We start from the raw sequence: 21,679 nt of genomic DNA on the forward strand, positions 1-21,679 counted from the left end.
CTTTGCCATGAGCGACCATGGCGCGGTATCACTGATATTCGGGTGATAAAATTTTGTTTCCGCGGAACGTGTTATTGATCTGTAGCGGGTGGCGCTATCAAATCGAACCGCGTTGCAGAGGGTTGCGGGTCTGACTCATTGCTGGCGTAACTACATATTTTCAAAGGGCTATCTGGCGACAGCAACTCGAGTGCCGCTGCTTTCTTGTACCGTGTATCTCGAAAGTCGGCGCAGGGAGTACTATCGACAAGGGTTGTATAGAAAAAATGCGAACTGAAATCAGGGTAGGCACCTTCCCATTGCATCGATGTAAATTTTTCATTGTAGCCAAACGCTGGTTCAGGAGCAGGTTCTGCGAGATGTCCAGCGTGAGTGAATGCATTTTTCAGTAATGCAGTTGTAAGATTTTTCTCTATTGAACGCACACCTATTATGCACAGTACGTGCATGCGCGTTTCGGGACCTACAGAGTCGTTGATATGACCCTTTGTAGCGCTGATGGCAGCGCTATAGTCTTCAGGTCTTTCGCAGCTTTGCGCATCCCGCACAGTCTTGTATCGATAATAGGGAGTATCGATACTGAATTTAAAATTCCATGTTGGCATTAGTTCATTGCCCGAAGGGCCAATTTCAGGCCGAAGCTTGCTCCTTAAGAACAAGCTCTCAAAGTCAACTTGCACGTTGATTTGTTGTAGGTCGCAGTTTTCAGTGCCATTGCTGAATATTCCATTTATGAAGCAGTTTGACAGGAACGCGGGTGAAAAACCGTAATGGCGTTCGGAAACGATGCTCGTGATTTTGTTTGTCCGCCGATCCACCATTGGGCTGCCTGAGCTTCCATAGTCCAGATCCTTGCACTCGTTCACCAAACCTCCGGGAAATGCAGGTTGTACGCCTGAGATAGTCCTGGACACTTCCTGTGCGCAGGCACTCAAGCGCAGAGCCCTGTTGGTGAAGGTGCCAGGAGCTCCGACATTGAGCACATCATGAGAGAACAAGGGGGGCGTGGGTGAGAGTTCGAGAGGCATGATCTGGTCCTGTAACAATGCAGACAGAGGTTTTTCAAGCTCGAGTATCGCCAGATCCGTCCCCAACATGCTTGTCCAGATGGCCGTACGAACTTTGTAAGTTTTGTTATTGTCGGCTGTATCTTGAAAGTAATTGAAAGCCACGCTTGCATTTAGCTCATGATTCAACTTTGAAGTGCCATGTTCAGCTAATACACAGTGGCCGGCAGTGATGACATACGCGGGTGCAGTAGTCGTCCATCCGACACCTCGGGTATCGATTAGCACTGCGGTACAAGTACCATTGGGTGTACTGAGAAGCCCAACGCCGGTCCAGCGTGAAGACTGGTTGTCATTGTTGGTTAACGGTCGGGAGGGAGAACCGTTTTTTAAATTCTCTCCGAGATCTTTTTGTGCGGCTTCAGCAAACACAAAGAGGTGACTGGTAAAGTAAAGAATAAAACTGAACTGTTTGAATTTCATGACCAATCCTTGGTTATTGATATGTGTGGTTTTGGGTAAGCAGACTGAATGACTACTGCGTTATTTAAGGTTTCGACGCAGTGTGACCATTATTCGAAGGGCTAGGTGGTACATATTTATAGCGACGGCCACAGCGGAATGACCGGCGCAAAGCCCTTGCGCAATGTGTCCGTCAGCTTGGAGGAGGCGGTGTTAAACAATCAGAGGGGTCAATTACCGTGCAGGGTCCGGTAAATGCCGTCCTTGCCGTGCGCAGCCGTTGCCTGGTTGCCACGCACGCTGATCATCATCTTGATATCGATCCACTCAATGCCTTGGGCCTTTAGTTTTGGCAGTTCGCGTTCGAGTACTGCCAGTGTTTGCGGATACGGATGCCCTATCATTACCGCCGAACCCTGCTTGCGCGCCAGGCTGATGGCGGTCTGCAGTTGCGTGAAGATCGCCGCTTCCGTCGGCTCGTCATCCAGAAACACATCCCGCGAAACGCTCGCCAATGCAATCTTCTGCGCTTGGGCCGCCGCGACGGTCTGGGCGCTGGTGCGGCTGTCGACGAAAAATTTGTGCCGCCGCTGCAGGTCAGCCATCAACCAGGCCATGGCAGCCGGTTGAGCGGTCATGCGGCTACCCATGTGGTTGTTGATGCCAGCGGTGTAGGGGACGACCTTGAACGCCGCGTTCAGGCGCTTTTCGAGCTCTTCGATCGGCAGCTCGGGATGCCACGCGAACGGTCCGGTGGCCGGCGCCATGGGCATGTGCAGAATGACGATCTTGCCGGCGCGATGGGCCTCGCGAGCGAACTCGGTGGCATGGGGGGTATCGGGCATGATCGCTGCAGTCACCGGCCCGGGCAGGGCCAGCACGCGGCGATCCTGGGGCAGGTTCTGCCCCAGGTCATCGATGATCAGGCTTAAATAGGCCTTTTGAGGCGGCGTCGCGACAGGCGTTGCGTGAGCAACACCCGTCAGACAGCACATCAGTGCGAGGATGAACCGCAAGCGCACCTCAGCGGCCAGAGGTGATGCTCAGCCCTTTGAGCAGGCTCAAGGCCTGGGCCAGCTGATAATCGTCATCCTGCGGCATTACCTTGGCTTTGCCGCCCGAGCCGGTAGGCTTGTCGGCGCCGCCGTTGCCATTGCCCAGGTGGCCTTGCAGATCGGCTTCCTTGAAGTACTCGCCGTCCTGTTCGTTGGTGATCTTGGCCCTGCGCACTTCGATGTCCGGGACGATGCCCTGCGCCTGGATCGAGCGGCCGTTCGGCGTGTAGTACAGCGCCGTGGTGATTTTCAGTGCGCGCTCGTTATTGAGCGGCAGCACGGTCTGGACCGAGCCCTTGCCGAAACTGGTGGTGCCCATGACCACCGCACGTTTCTGATCCTGCAAGGCGCCGGCGACGATCTCCGAAGCCGAGGCACTGCCGCCGTTGATCAGCGTGACCATCGGCACGGCTTCGCTTTCGTCCTTGCCGGTGGCGGAGAAGCGCAGTTCGGAGTTGGCGATGCGGCCTTTGGTATAAACGATCAAGCCCTTGGTGATGAAGTGGTCGACCACTTCCACCGCTGCTTGCAGCACGCCACCCGGGTTGTTGCGCAGATCGAGGATGATGCCGTTGAGCTTCTTGCCGTTATCCTTGCGCAGCTTGGCCAGGGCCTTGGAAACCTCTTCGCCGGTCTTGACCTGGAACTGGGTGATGCGGATGTAGCCGTAGCCGGACTCCAGCAGCTGGCTCTTCACGCTCTTCACTTGAATGATGGCGCGGGCCAGGGTCACGTCGAACGGCGTGCCGCCGTCGCGCACCAGGGTCAGGGTGATTTTCTGGCCGATCTTGCCGCGCATCTTGTCCACGGCTTCGGTCATGCTCTGGCCACGGGTCGGCTGGCCGTTTATCTTGACGATGAAATCGCCGGCCTGGATGCCAGCCTTGGACGCCGGGGTGTCATCGATCGGCGACACCACCTTGATGAAACCGTCTTCGGCGCCGACTTCGATGCCCAGGCCGCCGAATTCGCCGCTGGTGCTTTCCTGCAATTCAGCGAAGTCTTCCGGGCCCAGGTAGGCGGAGTGCGGGTCGAGGTTGCTGAGCATGCCCTTGATGGCGTTTTCCAGCAGGGTTTTGTCATCCACAGGTTCGACATAGGCGGCCTTGATCCGGTCCATGACCTCGGCAAAGGTGCGCAACTCTTCCAGCGGCAATGGCGCCTTGGTGGTCGCAGCAGTGCCCGCAGGTGCGACCGCCGGAGCAGGTTGAGCGGCGAACGCCAGAGGCGCGCCGATCACCAGGGCGATCGTCAGGGCCAGCGAGGTAAGGCGGGACAAATACAGCATGTCGAACGAACTCCTAATGTAGGTGATTCAGCGCCTATCCTTGCGCGCGGCACCATTGCGCCGGATCACTCGGGTGACCCTGCTGACGAATTGCGAAATACAGCGCTGGTGTGTCCTGACCGCCACTGTTGCCGACGGTGGAAATGGACTCACCGGCTTTTACCACGTCACCCGCAGCCTTGAGCAGCGTCTGGTTGTGGCCGTAAAGGCTCAGGAAACCGTTGCCGTGGTCAAGGATCACCAGCAGCCCGGCGCCACGCAACCAGTCGGCGAACACCACGCGACCGCCATGCACGGCGTGTACCTGGCTGCCGGCGGAGGCGCTGATCATTACACCGTCCCACTTGGTGCGGGCGTCGTCGCCGCGGCTTTCGCCAAAGCGTGCCAGCAGTCGACCATCAACTGGCCAGGGAAGTTTTCCCCGGCTTGAAGCAAAAGGGCCACCAAAGGTTTCGCCTGAACTGGACACCAGTGCGCCAGGGGTCGTTCGGACAGGTTTACGTGGGGCGTCAGTGGCATCTGCTTGCGCCTGAGCCTCACGTAAACGCTTTTTTTCGGCTTCCTGCTGGGCGATCAGCGCTTTTTGCCGCGCTTCCTCTGCCTCACGAGCCTGGCGGGCCAGGGTTTCCTCGATGGTTTTAAGGACTTTAGACAGGTCGGCCTGATCCTGCTCGCGAGCGGCCAGCTTCTGATCGCGCGCCTTGACGTCGTTGTTGAGCTTGGCCAGGACTTGCTGGCGCTCCTTGCGGACTTTGTCGAGTTCGTCACGCTGGCTGTCAAGGCTGCTCTTCTGCACGAGCAGTTGCGCCTGCTGCATGGCGATATCTTTTTCAACATTGGCCAGTTGACGCAAGGTTTCGTTGAAGTTCTTCAACTGTTCCAGGCGGGCCTGGCTCAGGTAGTCGTAATAGGTGAGGGTGCGGGCGAATTTTTCCGGGTTCTGCTGGTTCAGCAGCAGCTTCAGGTACTCCTGGCGGCCGTTCTGATAGGCCGCGCGGGCCTGAATGGCGATCAGTCGTTGCTGTTCAATGCGCGCGCTCTGGAGTTTTTTTTTCTCTGCATCGAGTCGCTGTAGCTCGGATTCGCTTTTCTGCAGCTCTTTTTGCAGGGCATCGACCTGCTTCTCGAGCTTGCCCATCTCGGTCTCGGTGCCCTTGAGATCTTTTTGCACCCCGGTCTTTTCTTCCTGCAACTTGCCCAGCAGTTTTTTCAGCTCGGCAATGTCCTGACGCGTGGCGTCCAACTGTTGTTGGGTTTGCGCGCGCTCGTCAGCGAAGGCCGGTTGGAGCAGGCAAGTCAGGGCGAGGGCTATCAGGACGCGAAGCATAGAGGCGGGTGATACCAGGGAAAGGGACGCCCTAGTATGCCCGCCAAGCGCTGCAAAAAAAACGCCCAATTGGGGCCGTGTGATGACTGGAGCAGAGTTGCATCGAAAAACACCCTAAAACCACTGTGGGAGCGGCGGTGCGACGATTCGACTTGCCCGCGATGGCGGCCTGACATTCAACATGGATGTTGGCTGTCAGGCCGCCATCGCGAGCAAGCTCGCTCCCACAGGGGTTGGTGGTGTTTGGAAGGTTGGATTACACCAGTATTGAAGTCCCGGTCATTTCAGCTGGCTTTTCCAGGCCCAGCAACATCAGCATTGTCGGCGCCACATCTGCCAGAACACCGCCTTCACGAACCGTCAGGTCCCGCTTGCCGACATAAATGAACGGCACCGGCTCGGTGGTGTGGGCCGTATGCGCCTGGCCAGTGGATTCGTCGGACATTTGCTCGACGTTACCGTGGTCGGCGGTGATCAACGCTTCGCCACCGACTTTTTCCAGCGCATCGACGATCCGGCCGACGCACAGGTCCAGGCATTCAACGGCTTTGACCGCAGCGTCGAACACGCCGCTGTGGCCGACCATGTCGCCGTTGGCGTAGTTGACCACGATCACGTCGTAACGCTGGTTCTCAATGGCATCGACGATGCGGTCGGTGACTTCCGGTGCGCTCATCTCAGGCTGCAAGTCATACGTGGCCACTTTTGGCGACGGGATCAGGATGCGCTCCTCGCCCGGGAACGGTTCTTCACGACCGCCGGAGAAGAAGAAGGTCACGTGGGCATATTTCTCTGTTTCGGCAATGCGTAGCTGGGTCTTGCCGTTTTTCGCCAGGTAGTCGCCCAGCACGTTGTCCAGGCTGCCGGCGGCGAAGGCCGATGGTGCAGGAATGCTGGCAGCGTATTGGGTCAGCATGACGAAGCCGGCCAGTTTTGGCTGGCGCGCACGTTCGAATTCCTTGAAATCGTCTTCGACGAACACGCGGGTCAGTTCGCGGGCGCGGTCGGCACGGAAGTTCATGAACACCACGGCGTCGCCGTCTTCGACCTTGACCGGCTCGCCGATGGAGGTGGCCTTGACGAATTCGTCGCTCTCGCCGCGTTCGTACGCGGCTTGCAGGCCTTCCTGGGCGGTGGCGGCGTTGAATTCGCCCTTGCCATCGACGATCAGGTTGTAGGCCTGGGATACGCGGTCCCAACGGTTGTCGCGGTCCATGGCGAAATATCGACCGATAATGCTGGCGATCCGACCTTTGCCGAGGGCCTGGAAGCTCGCGTCGAGCAGTTCGATGGACGACTCGGCGCTTTTTGGCGGCGTGTCGCGGCCATCGAGGAAGGCGTGCAGGTAGATTTTTTCAGCGCCGCGTTTATAGGCCAGTTCAGCCATGGCAACCAGGTGATCCTGGTGGCTGTGAACGCCGCCATCGGACAGCAGGCCCATGAAGTGCACGGCTTTGCCGGCGGCAACAGCTTTATCGACGGCGGCGCAAATGGTCGGGTTCTCGAAAAATTCGCCATCGCGGATCGATTTGGTCACTCGCGTGAAGTCTTGATACACAACGCGACCGGCACCGAGGTTCATGTGGCCGACTTCGGAATTGCCCATCTGGCCGTCCGGCAAGCCGACGTCCATGCCGCTGCCCGAGATCAGGCCGTTCGGCACGGTGGCCCACAAGCGGTCGAGCACGGGCTTCTTCGCGGCAAAGATAGCGTTGGATTCGGGGCTCTCACTGTGACCGAAGCCGTCGAGAATAATCAGGACCAAAGGTTTAGGCGTGGTAGTCATGGATTCCACTCGTGGCTGAGTTAAAAGAGGGCGATGGAAAAGGGAGTGGCAGTTTAAAGCGAAGTTCCGGCGCCGTCACCGCCGGACGGGGTTTGGCCCACCATAGTGGCTGTGTATACTGGCCGACATTTTAACGCCCTGGAACCTCCTTCGATGGTTGCTCACCTGATTGAATTCGCCACTAACCACTATCTGCTCGTCGGTATCTTCGTCGTACTGCTGGCGTTGCTGATCGCTTATCAGATGCAAGGCGGCGGCCGCAGCCTGAGCACCGGTGAACTGACCGGGCTGGTCAACAAGGACGCGGGCGTTGTGATTGACATCCGTCCGGTCAAGGATTTCGCCGCTGGTCACATTGTTGGCGCGTTGAACATTCCTCACGACAAACTGGCGGCTCGCGTCGCCGAACTGGAAAAGCACAAGGCCAAGACCATCATCCTGGTCGACGCCATGGGCCAGACGGCCGGCACCCATGCCCGCGAACTGATGAAATCCGGCTTCACCGCCGCCAAGCTCTCCGGCGGTATTTCCAGCTGGAAGGGCGACAACCTGCCACTGGTGAAGTGAAATGAGCAACGTCGTCGTCTATTCCAGCGATTACTGCGGTTATTGCTCACGAGCCAAGTCCCTGCTCGAGAACAAAGGCGTGGCCTTCGAAGAAATCAAGGTCGATGGCAAGCCGCAGGTGCGCGCCGCCATGGCCCAGAAAGCGGGGCGTACGTCCGTGCCGCAGATCTGGATCGGTGAGCGCCACATTGGCGGCTGTGATGATTTGTTTGCCCTTGAGCGCGCCGGTAAGCTCGACGCCATGCTCAAGGCCTGAATGCCTTCCCTATAAGACCCCAAGATCAGAAAGGATCTGAGATGACTGACCAACAGAACACTGCAGCTAGCGAAGAAGAAACCGCACCGCAATTCTCCTTGCAGCGCATCTACGTACGTGACTTGTCCTTCGAAGCCCCGAAAAGCCCGGCGATCTTCCGCCAGCAGTGGGAGCCGAGCGTCGGTCTGGATCTGAATACCCGTCAGAAGGCACTGGAAAACGACTTCCACGAAGTCGTGCTGACCCTGTCCGTGACCGTGAAAAACGGTGACGAAGTGGCGTTCATCGCTGAAGTGCAACAGGCCGGGATCTTCCTGATCAAGAACCTGGACGACGCTTCGATGAGCCACACCCTGGGCGCGTTCTGCCCGAACATCCTGTTCCCGTACGCGCGCGAAACCCTGGACAGCCTGGTGACCCGCGGTTCGTTCCCGGCGCTGATGCTGGCCCCGGTGAACTTCGACGCGCTGTACGCACAAGAACTGCAGCGCATGCAGGCGGCGGGCGAGACTCCGACCGTTCAGTAAGCGGTCTAAGCGTCGAAGCAAATCCAATGTGGGAGCGGGCTTGCTCGCGAAAGCGGTGTATCAGTCAACAATGGTGTTGAATGCTATGACCCCTTCGCGAGCAAGCCCGCTCCCACATTTGCTATGCAGTGTTATTTGAAGCCGAGCTGGCGCCAGCCTTCATACACGGCAACCGCCACGGTGTTCGACAGGTTCAGGCTGCGGCAGCCTTCGCGCATCGGCAGGCGCAGGCGTTGCTCACCGGGCAGGGCATCGAGCACCTCCGCCGGCAGGCCACGGCTTTCCGGGCCGAACAGAAAGGCGTCGCCCTCGGCGAAGCTGGCATCGTGGAACGGCCGCGAGCCCTTGGTGGTGAAGGCGAACAGCCGTGGGTGACCGAGGCTCTCCAGGCAGCTGGCGAGGTCGGCGTGGCGCTGCAGGGTGGCATACTCGTGGTAATCGAGGCCGGCCCGGCGCAGGCGCTTGTCGTCCATCTCGAAGCCCAGCGGCTCGATCAAATGCAGGTGGCAGCCGCTGTTGGCGCACAGCCTGATAACGTTGCCGGTATTCGGCGGAATTTCCGGTTGGAAAAGGATGACGTGAAACATGCACGGCTCCGAAGGTAAAGATGACCGGCATTCTACGCCGCCAGTGGACAAGCGATCGAAACTATTCCCGCGGGTGATGGTTTCGCTGGCGATTGTCGGGGTAATGATAGGTTTAATGATCGGTCGCCTGACCACGCCCGATCCGAGCGTGCTGCAGCAGGTCGAGGTGATCGACGACGGCCTGGTGCTGTGGTTCAACAATGAACCGAAGCTGCACGGCGAAATCATTGACGGCACCGTGGCGCTGCTGTTTCAGGCTGAGGGCCGGGCGCAGAAGGGCCAGCTCAAGCTCAATGGCAAAGACGTTAACTGGCGTACGCGAGTGAGTGATGGTGGATTGTTGCTGACGGTTCTCGCGGCACGGCCGCTGCGGGCTGATTGGGCCGGCAGCAAGGTTGATGACCGCTGGCGGCTGGAAATTCGGTTGCAAGCAAACTGAAAAAATAAGTTCCAGTTGGCCGGCAGACGGGGACGCCGGCCAATAGCTTTTAAAATTGATATATGTACCGCTTTTCGCTCCATTTTTCCTGCTACAAAAATGGCGAACCTTAGGCGCTCCACGAAACCGTATAACCCAAAAAACCGGCAATGACGCCAAATGCCCCTTCAGACTCCCGCTTGTGGGTTCTGATGCGGCAACCCTTCAAGGATGAAAAAAACCATGTCACCAAGACCGCCACCCAAAGGTCCCATCAGCGTCGATATCCACCCCCGTCCCAGACAGCCCTCGGACGGCCATACACCACTACCCGACACCCTGCCGCGGGTCGATTTCGGCTCGCCAGCCACGACGAATCTGCAAAATCCTTCCAGGACGACCGGGACACCGGGGGATGGCGATCTTGATGCCATCACCCCTGCACCGACCGTAACGGCCAGCGACCTGCCTTCTGTCCCGGTGCCTGCCCCCGCCGCGGCGCCGCGTTCGCTCGAGCGTTATTGGGTTGCCTCGGCGGCGCAGCTTCCCGCTCCGGACGCCCAGGGCATAAGGACGCTCAAAGGACGTCAGTACGTCGATGTGCCGGGCGGTGGCATCGTGCATGTCGAGGCGGATCCTGACACCGGCCTGTACCTGTACCGGGCCAAACTGCCGAGAGAACTGCAAGCCTCAGGTCCGGTGCTAGTGCGCGATCCCTCGGGCACGCTTTGGCATCCAGTGGATGAGATTGGGTCAACGACCTACCCATTTGAAGCGCAAGTCCTGTTCCACAGGCGGATTGCCGAGCGGGCTTTGGTCAAAAGCTACTTTGCGGAAGCGACTGATCAGCACGCTGATGACTTCATCGCACACTTTGGCGACAAGGATAAGGCAGAGGCGGAGCTCAAGCGGCTCCAGCTTGGCTTTCCTCATCTGGACCAAGAGGTCCGTGCCTGGGAGAGGGCGTATAAAGGCATCGATGACGGCGAGCGCATTCGGCGACTTGCTATCGGTGCCAAGATACGTCGACTGTACAAATGGCAAGGCGAAACATTGGAGAAGGTCCATCGCGATGGGCGACTGGTGGGTTTCAAACTGGATTTGGACCTGGGTAATCGAAAAAATCAAACGCTTCCGATTTTTTCGACACGAGCCTACTCCATTGTTTCCCTTAACCTGCAAGGTAGTGCCGTGCAAAAGCTGGGGGGGTTAATTGCGGGGTTTGCCCATATTGAAACTCTGAAGATACGTATATACGGGACCACCATTGAACTGCCTGTCGAAATCGAACGGCTCACGGCGTTGAGAGTCCTGAATATGAGTGAAACCAGACTCACACTGGGACCAGGCGATGTGGAGCGACTCACAAATCTGCCCCGTTTGCAGGAGCTGAACCTGGAAAAATGTAACCTGCAGCTTGCACCTTCAGTGCGTGGCATGACTGAATTGCGAGTGTTAATGCTTGGTGATAACGGAATAAGCGATCTGCCTGCCGGACTGAGTCAGTTGCCCGGGCCGTCACGCTTACATGTGCTTGATCTGCATAGGAATCGAAATATACGAGCGGCGCCTGATATTAGCGGGATGTCCGAGTTGCGAGTATTGGATCTGAGGGACACCGGCATAAACCAGCTACCTGTCGGGCTGGGATCTGCGGACGGGCCATTACGACTGGAAGTTCTGAAACTTGGCGATAATCGGATATGGGTTGCGCCGTCACTCAGAGGCATGACTGCGTTGAGGGAGTTAGACCTTGGCAATACTGGAATCGATAGACTCCCGGAGGGGATCACGTCTGAGATTCCCAAGACAAATTTGGATATAAGCAACAATGACATCGCGTCGATCCCTGAACACATCGAAATCAGAAAAGGCTTTGAGCTTCGATTCAACCCTATTACCGACCCTTCTACCCTGCGCCGACTGATTTTTGCGCGTCGACAAACGGGCACCGATATTTGGCTAGGTACGGGGGACGCTGACCTGACGGTAAATCTTTGGTTGCGAAATGTGCCGCAAGATCAGATCCCTGACAAGTTGACTCTTTGGGACAGTGTGTTCCCCGTTTCCGAGGGCCCGCTTGCCCCTAACAAGATGAAGATTCGAGAACTGAGCAGAACGCCCGAGTTTCAAGTCGAGCGTCAGATTTTGCAGCGTCGGGTCTGGGCATATCTTGAGCGTTTCGCAGAGGCTGATCAAGATGAACGAGTACAACTGACTCAAATTCTGCGCAATGAGCCTAGTCCTGGACAGATGCTGGACAAACTGGAAGAAGAACTACGGAAATACGACGCAGGGCGGCAAAACCAGCCGCCGCATCACTTGCCCAAGCGCCCGAGGCTTGATTGACGCCAGGCTCAAGGGCACGGCCTGGGGTGTAAAAGCGGGAATCCCTGACCTGCCTGTATCAGGGTTCCCAAAAGGCTGGACTTCGCTTGCAGCGTCGGTCCGGTGTAAAGAAGGAATCCCCGGCCTGCCTGTACCAAGGACCCCAAAACGGGAGGGCTCATCGCCAATGCGTTGTGAGCCCGGTGTAAAGAAGGAACCCCTGACCTGCCTGTATCAAGGGCCCCAAAACTGCAGGGCTCGTCGCTAGTGCGTTGTGAGCCCGATGTAAAAGAGGGGAATCCCCGGCCTGCCTGTACCAAGGTCCCCGAAACCGGGTAGTGAACTGAATCACTGAATGGACTATTGCAGGGGGCGTGCCAGGTTTTAACAAGTTGATACAGAAAGCCGCTTTGAAAAGCTGAAAGCCCCGTCATTCGGGGCTTTCGTGTTTTTTCGATCGGGGTTCGACTGCGAATGCAGGCGGGATTTTGGGTCGGTTGATGTGCGCGATTGCGGTTCACGGTGCATTCAGTCGGTGCACGGCGGCCCCAAAAGCATCGCGGGCAAGCCCGCTCCCACAGGGTTCAATGGTGTTCGCACAATCGTGAAAACACCGAAGTCCACTGTGGGAGCGGGCTTGCCCGCGATTGGATGTAACGGTCATCGAAGATCTGAAGGCTGTTTAGCCTTCTTCGCCCTCATCATCATCCCCACCATCAACCTTCATCCCCAATTCCTTGATCTTGCGCGTCAGGGTATTACGCCCCCACCCCAGCAACACCGCAGCATCGCGGCGGCGGCCGGCGGTGTGTTTGAGGGCGGTCTCGATCATGATCCGCTCGAAAGCCGGCACGGCGCTGTCGAGCAGGCTCGATTGACCACGGGCCAGGGCTTGATCAGCCCACTGCCGCAGCGCCTGCTCCCAGTTGGTCACCGGTGCCGAATCCTGCGGCAGGCTCAGCAGTTCCGGCGGCAAGTCACTGATGTGCACTTCGCGACCCGAAGCCATCACCGTAATCCAGCGGCACGTGTTCTCCAGCTGACGCACGTTGCCGCCCCACGGCAGGTTCTTCAGGTACTCCTCGGTTTCGCTTTTCAGCAGCTTGGGCTCCACCGCCAGTTCTTGCGCGGCGCGGCTGAGGAAGTGCTTGGCCAGGGTCGGGATGTCTTCGCGACGGTCCGACAGCCTTGGGATATGAATGCGGATCACGTTGAGACGGTGGAACAAGTCCTCACGGAATTTCCCGGCGTGTACCAGGGTTTCCAGGTTCTGGTGAGTCGCGGCGATGATTCGCACATCGACCTTCACTGGCACGTGGCCTCCGACGCGATAGAACTCGCCATCGGCCAGAACGCGCAACAGACGGGTCTGGGTGTCGGCCGGCATGTCGCCGATTTCATCGAGGAACAGCGTGCCACCGTCCGCTTGTTCAAAACGTCCGCGCCGCAGGTTGGCCGCACCGGTGAACGCACCTTTCTCATGACCGAACAGCTCGGACTCCATCAGGTCTTTCGGGATCGCCGCCATGTTCAGCGCGATGAACGGTGAAGCCGCCCGTGGGCTGTGACGGTGCAGGGCATGGGCTACCAGTTCTTTACCGGTACCGGATTCGCCATTGATCAGCACGGTGATGTTGGAATGGCTCAAGCGCCCGATGGCGCGAAACACTTCCTGCATCGCCGGCGCTTCGCCGATGATTTCCGGGGTGCGGGTCAGGGCGACCGGGACTTCCAGGCCTTGTTGTTCCTGGGCATGTTGGTTGGCGCGCTTGACCAGCGATACCGCTTCATCGACATCGAACGGCTTGGGCAGGTATTCGAACGCACCGCCCTGATAGGACGCGACAGCGCTGTCCAGATCGGAGTGCGCAGTCATGATGATCACTGGCAGCCGTGGGTGCTGTTCGCGAATCCGCGCCAGAAGGTCCAGGCCGCTGGCGCCGGGCATGCGGATGTCGGAGATGATCACATCCGGTTGCTGGCGCGCCAGGCGGCTCATCACGCCATCGGCGCTGTCGAAGCTTTGCGTGGTCATGCCTTCTTGCTGCAGGGCTTTTTCCAGGACCCAACGGATAGAACGGTCGTCATCGACGATCCACACGGTTTCACTACGGCTCATGTCGATGTGGCTCCTTGTTCCAGTGGCAGAAAGATCGAGAACGTGGTGTGGCCTGGATGGCTGTCACATTCGATCAGGCCCTGGTGCTGGCTGATGATGTTCTGGGTAATGGCCAGGCCCAGCCCGGTACCGTCCGGGCGGCCGCTGACCATGGGAAAGAAGATGGTTTCCTGCAGCTCGGCGGGAATGCCCGGACCGTTGTCGATGATTTCGATCTTGGTCACCAGGCGGTGGCGCACATGGCCGATGGTGAATTGGCGCATGGCGCGGGTGCGCAGGCTGATGCGTCCCAGTCGCAGCTCGTTCTGGGTGCTGATGGCCTGCATCGCGTTGCGCACGATGTTCAGCACCGCCTGGATCATTTGTTCGCGATCGATTAATACGTCGGGAATGCTTGGATCGTAGTCGCGCACCAAAGTGATGCAACCCTGGCTTTCCGCTTCGACCAGATGGCCGACGCGCTCGAGCACTTCATGAATATTGCACATGGCCAGGGACGGTAGCTTGTTGGAGCCGAGCATGCGATCGACCAGGTTACGCAGGCGGTCGGCTTCTTCAATGATGACGTTGGTGTAGTCGCGCAAGCTTTCTTCCGGCAATTCCCGGGCGAGCAATTGCGCCGCGCCGCGAATCCCGCCCAGTGGATTCTTGATTTCGTGAGCGAGGCCGCGCACCAGCATCTTGCTGGTTTCCTGCTTCGACAGCTGCGCCTCTTCCTTGGTGATCCGCAGCAGACGGTCACGGGGATGGACTTCCAATAGCAGCATGGTGACGCCGCTGGCCAGGATCGGCGTTACCGCATAGTCGACGGTCAGGGTCTGGCCGGTGAGGGCCGTGAGCATCGCTTCGCGCTTGGTGAACGGGTGCGCCTGCTCGACCGCCTGGCGCAGGGAGTTCAGGGCTTCGGTGGATTCGGTAAACAACTCGCTGATGAACTGCCCATGGCTACGCTGGCCGCTGATGGCCAGGAGCATCTCCGCCGCCGGGTTCATATACTCCAGACGCAGCTCGGCGTCGAGCAGAATGGTGGCGGTGGTCAGGTTGTCGAGTAGCAAACGGTGTAGTGCGTCGCTTATGGTCATCAGGACCTCTTTTGGAGCGGAGCGTGCGCAAGAAACAAGCGTTGGTACAAGGAAAATGCAAAAACCAAACCAAGGCTCCGAAAAGAAGCGTTTAAAGCCGGAAACAGGCGATTGACGCTCGTTTGCGTGGCGTACGGCCTGCCTTCGCGGGTAGTTTCGAACCAAAATGGGTTGGCGAGTGGGTAAGTGGCAGATTGTCGCCCCAATATAGTGCGCAAAGCCGAGGGAGGTTAGAAGAACGGCAGGAAGGAATTTTTCTCTTCTTCGGGTTTGTCTTTGAGTGGGCATTCCGGTCGTTGGCCGTAGTCATCGAGCGCGCAAGGTTTGACCTGCCTTTTCTGCGCGAGGGATATGCGCAGCATGTGAAACGGCTGATTGGCCGTGCGTTCGACGGTGCGGCCCTGTTCGTCGAGGATCTCCACGGACAGGTTGTGACTGCCGCGGTCGACGTTGCTCAGGGGGAAGACCGGGCTGGGGCCGGGTTCGGCAACGGCTTCGCCGTCCAGCAACAGGCGGAAACGATGACCGCGCTGCAGGCCGGGTTCGCTGGTGACGCTGACGATCAGCTCACCGGCGCTGCTGCGGACAGTGGCATCGGGCTCCGGTACCAGCACTCGCAGCATGTCGTAGTGGAAAGGTGCCTTGGCTTCGGTCTTTTTACCTGCGGCGACCGGTACTGCGGCGGTCGGGTTGGCGGACATGCGATTACTCGGTGCCAACGGCACTCGCTTGGCGTTGCCGGAGCCGGGTCGGTCGGTGAAGACCCGATTGCCTTGGGCGTCGACGTAGGTGAACACGTCGGCCGCTACGGGCAGGGCGATCAGGCATGCGAGCAACAGCCAATACCTCACGGCTTATGCACCCGTTGTACGGTGAAGGTCACGCTCGGACTCTGCTGAACGATGCTTTCCCCGTCGATGACCTGCACGGCGAGGCTGTGTAAGCCGCGATCGATGTTCACCAGTTGCAGGATGGGTACGTTGCTAGGTTGGCCGTAGGGCTGATCGTCCAGCAACAGCCTGAACAGATGCGGACCTTGCAGGCGGGGCTTGATCAACACGTTGACGGTGAAGGTGCCGTTATTGGCGCGCAGGGCTTCTGTGGTCGGCAGGCCGGTCAGCTCCAGCACCTCGTAGGCACTGCCGGGTTGCTCGCGATCGGTGGCGTCGGCAGGTGGCTCAGGGTCTTTCGGCGACTGCGGCTCGATGCTGTTGAGCGGCGGCAGCTCGACCGGCTGCGCTTTTACGCCGTCGGGCGGTTGATTGCTGTAGGCCGTGTTGCCGTTGGCGTCAGTGTATTTATAGATCTGCGCTGAGGCAGGCAGGGCGATCAGCAGCAGGATGAATGGAAGACAACGACCCATAAAGGCGACCAGAAACGAAAGTGTTGGGGTGCAGCATAGGTCAGGGGTGACGGTTGACCCAAGTGGTTAACATTTGGGCACGGTTTACCTATGCCACCTCAGCACAGCAGATCCCTGTGGGAGCGGGCTTGCCCGCGAAAGCAGACTGTCTGACGAATTAGATGCTGGCTGTGCCGCCGCCTTCGCGGGCAAGCCCGCTCCCACAGGGATCTGCTGCGCCCATTAAATCGTGGGTACAAAAAAGGCCTCCCGAAGGAGGCCTCTCTTTTGTCACGCCGCGTGTCGCAGCGCTACCGGATCAGCAGCTGTAGTACAGCTCGTATTCCAGTGGGTGTACGAAGGTACGTACCTTGATTTCTTCTTCGCTTTTAAGGGCGATGTAAGTGTCGATGAAGTCGTCGCTGAAAACGCCGCCTTTGGTCAGGAACGCACGACCTTTGTCCAGCTCTTCCAGGGCTTCTTTCAGGCTGCCGCAAACTTGTGGGATCTCTTTCGCCTCTTCAGGCGGCAGGTCGTACAGGTTTTTGTCAGCTGCGTCGCCAGGGTGGATCTTGTTCTGGATGCCGTCCAGGCCAGCCATCATCAGGGCTGCGAAAGCCAGGTAAGGGTTGGCGGCCGGGTCCGGGAAGCGCGCTTCGATACGGCGACCCTTGGGGCTGTTCACGTAAGGAATGCGGATCGAGGCGGAGCGGTTGCGTGCCGAGTAAGCCAGCATGACCGGTGCTTCGAAACCTGGGACCAGACGCTTGTAGGAGTTGGTCGACGGGTTGGTGAAGCCGTTCAGGGCCTTACCGTGCTTGATGATACCGCCGATGAAGTACAGGGCGGTGTCGGACAGGCCGGCATAACCTTCGCCGGCGAAGGTGTTCTTGCCGTCTTTGGAAATCGATACGTGAACGTGCATACCCGAACCGTTATCGCCGTACAGCGGCTTAGGCATGAAGGTCGCGGTGCGGCCATAGGCATCGGCAACGTTGTGCACGCAGTATTTCAGGGTCTGAACTTCGTCAGCCTTGGCGACCAGGGTGTTGAACTTCACACCGATTTCGTTCTGGCCGGCAGTCGCCACTTCGTGGTGGTGAACTTCGACGGTCTGGCCCATTTCTTCCAGTGCGTTGCACATGGAGGTACGGATTTCATGGTCGAAGTCGAACGGTGGAACAGGGAAGTAGCCGCCTTTCACGCCTGGACGGTGGCCTTTGTTGCCGCCTTCCACGTCCTGGTCGGACATCCACGAGCCTTGCTCGGAGAAGATTTTGAACATGGAGCCGGAGATGTCGGATTTGAACTTCACCGAGTCGAAAATGAAAAACTCAGGCTCCGGACCGAAGAAAGCGGTGTCGCCGATACCGGTGGACTTGAGGTATTCCTCGGCACGGCGGGCGATGGCGCGTGGGTCGCGGTCATAGCCTTGCATGGTCGAAGGTTCGATGATGTCGCAGACCAGGATCAGGGTCGGTTCTTCAGTGAACGGATCGAGTACGGCAGTGCTGTCGTCCGGCAGCAGGATCATGTCGGAGGCTTCGATGCCTTTCCAGCCAGCGATGGAGGATCCGTCGAACATCTTGCCGACTTCGAAAAAGTCGTCATCCAGCGCATCGCGAGCCGGCATGGTCACGTGATGCTGAGTGCCTTTGGTATCCGTGAAGCGCAGATCAATCCACTTGACGTCATGATCTTTGATGAGTTGAACCGACTTCGACATAGTGTCCTCCGGGTGGATTCGGGCTTGGGTAGTGGATGGCCCTTGGAATGTGGGTGATGCCGGCGCGAATACTCTGCCAAGGCAACCTGCCTCACAAGGGAGCAAATTGCATGCCAGTGCCCCATCATGGTTTTTTTGCCCCAAAATCACGCTTATAAAGGTGCAATCGGTCATAAAGAAGAAAATCTCGCCCTGTTATGTGGCGTGTAATTCAACAAATGACCTGTTTTGGTGCGCGGCAAACCTTATACACATTAACTGGTTAAACCTTGAGCAATTTCCGCTATAATCCGCGCCCCCCTTTTTCGGCTGGCCCAGCGCGCGCTGTTTTCATGAAACTAATCGTAAAAGTCTTTCCCGAGATCACCATCAAGAGCCGCCCGGTACGGATGCGTTTCATCCGCCAGTTGGCCAAAAATATCCGTACCGTGCTCCGCGACCTGGACCCGGCCGTGGTGGTGAACGGTGTGTGGGACAATCTCGAGCTGGAAACCCGCGTCAGCGAGCCCAAAGCCCTGAAGGAGATGACCGAACGCCTGAGCTGCATGCCGGGCATCGCGCATTTCCTGCAGGTCGACGAGTACCCGTTGGGCGACTTCGACGACATCGTCGCCAAGTGCAAGCAGCACTTCGGCGAGGCGTTGGCCGGGAAGATCTTTTCGGTGCGCTGCAAGCGTGCCGGCAAGCATGAATTCAGCTCGATGGACGTCGAGAAATACGTCGGCAGCCAACTGCGTCGTCAGTGCGGCGCCGCCGGAATTTCGCTGAAAGAGCCGGAAATCGAAGTCCGCATCGAAATTCGCGACAAACGGTTGTTCGTGATCCACAACCAGCACAACAGCATCGGTGGTTATCCGCTGGGTGCCCTGGAGCAGACGCTTGTACTGATGTCCGGCGGCTTCGATTCCACCGTTGCGGCCTACCAGATCATGCGTCGCGGCCTGATGAGCCATTTCTGCTTCTTCAATCTGGGCGGGCGTGCCCATGAGCTGGGCGTCATGGAGGTCGCGCATTTCATCTGGAAGAAGTACGGCAGCTCCCAACGCGTGTTATTTGTCAGTGTGCCGTTCGAGGAAGTACTGGGAGAAATTCTCGGGAAAGTCGATAACAGTCATATGGGTGTGGTTTTGAAGCGTATGATGTTGCGCGCTGCTTCCCGTATTGCCGATCGGCTGGAGATCGAAGCGCTGGTCACCGGCGAAGCGATTTCCCAGGTGTCGAGCCAGACGCTGCCGAACCTGTCCGTGATCGACTGCGTGACCGACAAACTGGTCTTGCGTCCGCTGATCGCCAGTCACAAGCAGGACATCATCGACCTGGCCAACGAAATCGGTACCGCCGACTTCGCCAAGCACATGCCGGAATACTGTGGGGTCATCTCGGTGAACCCCAAGACCCACGCCAAGCGACCGCGCGTGGAGCATGAAGAGAAAGAATTCGACATGGCGGTCCTTGAGCGTGCGCTCGAGAACGCCAAGCTGGTGCCGATCGATCGCGTGATCGACGAATTGGGCCAGGACTTGCAGATCGAAGAAGTCAGCGAAGCACTGGCGGGCCAGATCATCATCGACATCCGTCACCCGGATGCCGCTGAAGACGAGCCGCTGGATCTAGCTGGCATTGAGGTACAGACGATGCCGTTTTATGCATTGAACGCTCGTTTCAAGGAACTGGACCCTACTCGCCAGTACCTGCTGTATTGCGACAAAGGCGTGATGAGTCGCCTGCATGCCCACCATTTGCTCAGTGAGGGGCATGCCAATGTGCGCGTTTATCGACCGAGCTAAGAGCCCGGGGCTGTTTGCCTGTGGCCTGCGTCACCGGCCCCCCGACGCCGCCGTCAAGCTGTAACGGCAAGGCCTGACTCTACTGTAAATCGCTGCCAAGACTTGTCAGCACACCGAATCCTCTGATCGAGATACACAAGTGATCGAAAATCTACGCAACATCGCCATCATTGCTCACGTTGACCATGGTAAGACCACCCTGGTAGACAAACTCTTGCGTCAATCCGGCACCCTGGAGCGCAACGAGCTCAACGACGAGCGCGTGATGGACTCCAACGACCAGGAGAAAGAGCGCGGTATTACCATTCTGGCGAAAAACACCGCCATCAACTGGAACGGCTACCACATCAACATCGTGGACACCCCGGGCCACGCCGACTTCGGCGGCGAAGTTGAACGCGTAATGTCGATGGTCGACTCCGTTCTGCTGCTGGTTGACGCTCAAGACGGCCCTATGCCGCAAACCCGTTTCGTGACCAAGAAGGCTTTCGAAGCCGGCCTGCGTCCGATCGTGGTGATCAACAAGGTTGACCGTCCAGGCGCGCGTCCGGATTGGGTTCTGGACCAGATCTTCGACCTGTTCGACAACCTGGGCGCTACCGAAGAACAGCTGGACTTCAAAGTCGTCTACGCCTCGGCCCTGAACGGCATTGCCGGTCTGGAACACACCGACATGGCTGAAGACATGACCCCGCTGTACCAGTCGATCGTCGACAACGTACCAGCACCGAAAGTCGACCGTGACGGTCCGTTCCAGATGCAAATCTCGGCGCTGGACTACAACAGCTTCCTGGGCATCATCGGCGTTGGCCGTATCGCTCGTGGTCGCGTCAAGCCGAACACCCAGGTTGTGGCGATCGATGCCGACGGCAAGCGCCGTAACGGCCGTATCCTGAAGCTGATGGGTCACCACGGTCTGCACCGTGTAGACGTTGACGAAGCAGCTGCCGGCGACATCGTCTGCATCAGCGGCTTCGATTCGCTGTTCATCTCCGACACTCTGTGCGACCCACTGAACGTCGAAGCGATGAAGCCGCTGACCGTTGACGAACCAACTGTTTCCATGACCTTCCAGGTTAACGACTCGCCGTTCTGCGGTCGTGAAGGCAAGTTCGTCACCAGCCGTAACATCAAAGAGCGTCTGGACAAGGAACTGCTCTACAACGTTGCCCTGCGCGTTGAAGAAGGCGACACCGCCGACAAGTTCAAAGTCTCCGGCCGCGGTGAACTGCACCTCTCGGTACTGATCGAAACCATGCGTCGCGAAGGCTTCGAAATGGGTGTTGGTCGTCCGGAAGTGATCATCCGCATGGTTGACGGCGTGAAGCACGAACCGTACGAAAACGTGACCATCGACCTGCCGGAAGAATCGCAAGGTTCGATCATGGAACAGATCGGTATCCGTAAAGGCGACCTGACCAACATGGTTCCGGATGGCAAGGGCCGTGTGCGCCTTGAGTACAACATCCCGGCTCGTGGCTTGATCGGTTTCCGTAACGAGTTCCTGACCCTGACCTCCGGTGCAGGCATCCTGACCTCGATCTTCGACCGTTACGACGTGATGAAGTCCGGCGACATGTCCGGCCGTCAGAACGGCGTGCTGGTTTCGGTTGCCACCGGTAAGGCTCTGACTTACTCGCTGGAAACCCTGCAGGCTCGCGGCAAACTGTTCCTGGGTCACGGCGAAGACGTGTACGAAGGTCAAATCGTCGGCATCAACAGCCGCGACAACGACCTGGGCGTCAACCCAACCAAAGGCAAGAAGCTCGACAACATGCGTGCTTCGGGTAAAGACGAAACCATCGCTCTGGTTCCGCCTATCCGCTTCACCCTGGAGCAGGCTCTGGAATTCGTTCAAGAAGACGAATTGTGCGAAGTCACTCCTAAGTCCATCCGTCTTCGCAAGAAGATCCTGGGCGAAAGCGAGCGTACCCGCGCTGCCAAGAAAAGCGGCAACTGAGTTTCGACTTAGTTAGCGGCTAAAAAAAACGCCCCCGGATCGCGAGATCCAGGGG

At 58.1% G+C, this 21,679-nt stretch carries 18 protein-coding genes; 7 read left to right on the forward strand and 11 right to left on the reverse strand.

Going from position 1 to position 21,679, the window contains the following annotated elements:
* Positions 1-71: 71 nt before the first annotated feature.
* The 5 genes from PMA3_RS01110 to gpmI form a co-directional block, all read right to left on the reverse strand.
* On the reverse strand, positions 72-1,490 hold the full coding sequence (locus tag PMA3_RS01110; RefSeq protein ID WP_064675443.1) for a trypsin-like serine peptidase: 1,419 nt from the start codon (positions 1,488-1,490) through the stop codon (positions 72-74).
* A 209-nt stretch (positions 1,491-1,699) separates the two neighbouring features.
* Entirely contained in the window at positions 1,700-2,491 is a 792-nt protein-coding gene (locus PMA3_RS01115; protein ID WP_064675444.1) for a divergent polysaccharide deacetylase family protein, read from the reverse strand.
* 1 nt (position 2,492) lies between these two features.
* Positions 2,493-3,812: a S41 family peptidase gene (locus PMA3_RS01120; RefSeq protein WP_064675445.1), complete on the reverse strand. Its 1,320-nt coding sequence runs from the start codon at positions 3,810-3,812 to the stop codon at positions 2,493-2,495.
* Between the two features lie 34 nt (positions 3,813-3,846).
* Positions 3,847-5,139, reverse strand: coding sequence for a murein hydrolase activator EnvC family protein (locus PMA3_RS01125; protein WP_064675446.1), 1,293 nt, complete (start codon positions 5,137-5,139; stop codon positions 3,847-3,849).
* Between the two features lie 256 nt (positions 5,140-5,395).
* Entirely contained in the window at positions 5,396-6,925 is a 1,530-nt protein-coding gene (gene gpmI, locus PMA3_RS01130; protein ID WP_064675447.1) for a 2,3-bisphosphoglycerate-independent phosphoglycerate mutase, read from the reverse strand.
* Between the two features lie 153 nt (positions 6,926-7,078).
* Between gpmI and PMA3_RS01135 the strand changes: the two genes are divergently transcribed.
* From PMA3_RS01135 to secB, 3 genes are read left to right on the forward strand one after another with little or no spacing between them, the layout of a single operon-like run.
* Complete coding sequence (locus PMA3_RS01135; RefSeq protein WP_008024918.1) at positions 7,079-7,492, forward strand: rhodanese-like domain-containing protein; 414 nt, start codon at positions 7,079-7,081, stop codon at positions 7,490-7,492.
* Position 7,493: 1 nt separating this feature from the next.
* Positions 7,494-7,748, forward strand: coding sequence for a glutaredoxin 3 (gene grxC / locus PMA3_RS01140; protein ID WP_064675448.1), 255 nt, complete (start codon positions 7,494-7,496; stop codon positions 7,746-7,748).
* Positions 7,749-7,789: 41 nt separating this feature from the next.
* The gene (secB, locus tag PMA3_RS01145; protein WP_064675449.1) at positions 7,790-8,275 is read left to right on the forward strand and encodes a protein-export chaperone SecB; all 486 of its coding nucleotides are present in this window, start codon (positions 7,790-7,792) and stop codon (positions 8,273-8,275) included.
* A 131-nt stretch (positions 8,276-8,406) separates the two neighbouring features.
* On the opposite strand, the gene PMA3_RS01150 is transcribed toward secB, so the two are convergent.
* Entirely contained in the window at positions 8,407-8,862 is a 456-nt protein-coding gene (locus PMA3_RS01150) for a tRNA (cytidine(34)-2'-O)-methyltransferase (protein WP_007949025.1), read from the reverse strand.
* On the opposite strand from PMA3_RS01150, the gene PMA3_RS01155 reads away from it, so the two are divergent.
* Both PMA3_RS01155 and PMA3_RS01160 read left to right on the forward strand, forming a co-directional pair.
* Positions 8,861-9,301: a hypothetical protein gene (locus PMA3_RS01155; RefSeq protein ID WP_082930239.1), complete on the forward strand. Its 441-nt coding sequence runs from the start codon at positions 8,861-8,863 to the stop codon at positions 9,299-9,301. The genes PMA3_RS01150 and PMA3_RS01155 overlap by 2 nt on opposite strands.
* A gap of 210 nt (positions 9,302-9,511) precedes the next feature.
* Complete coding sequence (locus PMA3_RS01160; RefSeq protein ID WP_237140681.1) at positions 9,512-11,629, forward strand: leucine-rich repeat domain-containing protein; 2,118 nt, start codon at positions 9,512-9,514, stop codon at positions 11,627-11,629.
* Between the two features lie 661 nt (positions 11,630-12,290).
* Here PMA3_RS01160 and ntrC read toward each other — a convergent pair.
* The 5 genes from ntrC to glnA form a co-directional block, all read right to left on the reverse strand.
* Entirely contained in the window at positions 12,291-13,727 is a 1,437-nt protein-coding gene (gene ntrC / locus PMA3_RS01165) for a nitrogen regulation protein NR(I) (RefSeq protein ID WP_064675450.1), read from the reverse strand.
* Positions 13,724-14,809 carry a nitrogen regulation protein NR(II) gene (gene glnL, locus PMA3_RS01170; RefSeq protein ID WP_064675451.1) on the reverse strand — a complete coding sequence of 362 codons (1,086 nt, stop codon included), beginning with the start codon at positions 14,807-14,809 and terminating at the stop codon, positions 13,724-13,726. The genes ntrC and glnL overlap by 4 nt, the downstream gene beginning before the upstream one ends.
* Positions 14,810-15,039: 230 nt before the next feature.
* Positions 15,040-15,660, reverse strand: a complete 621-nt coding sequence (locus PMA3_RS01175) for a DUF4124 domain-containing protein (RefSeq protein WP_064675452.1) — start codon at positions 15,658-15,660, stop codon at positions 15,040-15,042.
* Complete coding sequence (locus PMA3_RS01180) at positions 15,657-16,172, reverse strand: DUF4124 domain-containing protein (protein ID WP_064675453.1); 516 nt, start codon at positions 16,170-16,172, stop codon at positions 15,657-15,659. Before PMA3_RS01180 ends, PMA3_RS01175 begins: the two co-directional genes overlap by 4 nt.
* A 298-nt stretch (positions 16,173-16,470) precedes the next feature.
* The gene (gene glnA / locus PMA3_RS01185; RefSeq protein WP_064675454.1) at positions 16,471-17,877 is read right to left on the reverse strand and encodes a type I glutamate--ammonia ligase; all 1,407 of its coding nucleotides are present in this window, start codon (positions 17,875-17,877) and stop codon (positions 16,471-16,473) included.
* A 332-nt stretch (positions 17,878-18,209) separates the two neighbouring features.
* Between glnA and thiI the strand changes: the two genes are divergently transcribed.
* Entirely contained in the window at positions 18,210-19,664 is a 1,455-nt protein-coding gene (thiI, locus tag PMA3_RS01190; protein ID WP_064675455.1) for a tRNA uracil 4-sulfurtransferase ThiI, read from the forward strand.
* A gap of 139 nt (positions 19,665-19,803) precedes the next feature.
* Positions 19,804-21,624 (forward strand): translational GTPase TypA, encoded by a 1,821-nt coding sequence (gene typA, locus PMA3_RS01195; protein ID WP_064675456.1) that lies wholly within the window; start codon positions 19,804-19,806, stop codon positions 21,622-21,624.
* Positions 21,625-21,679 lie beyond the last annotated feature (55 nt).

It is taken from the genome of Pseudomonas silesiensis (assembly GCF_001661075.1).
In the GTDB taxonomy this organism is placed as follows: Bacteria; Pseudomonadota; Gammaproteobacteria; order Pseudomonadales; family Pseudomonadaceae; genus Aquipseudomonas; species Aquipseudomonas silesiensis.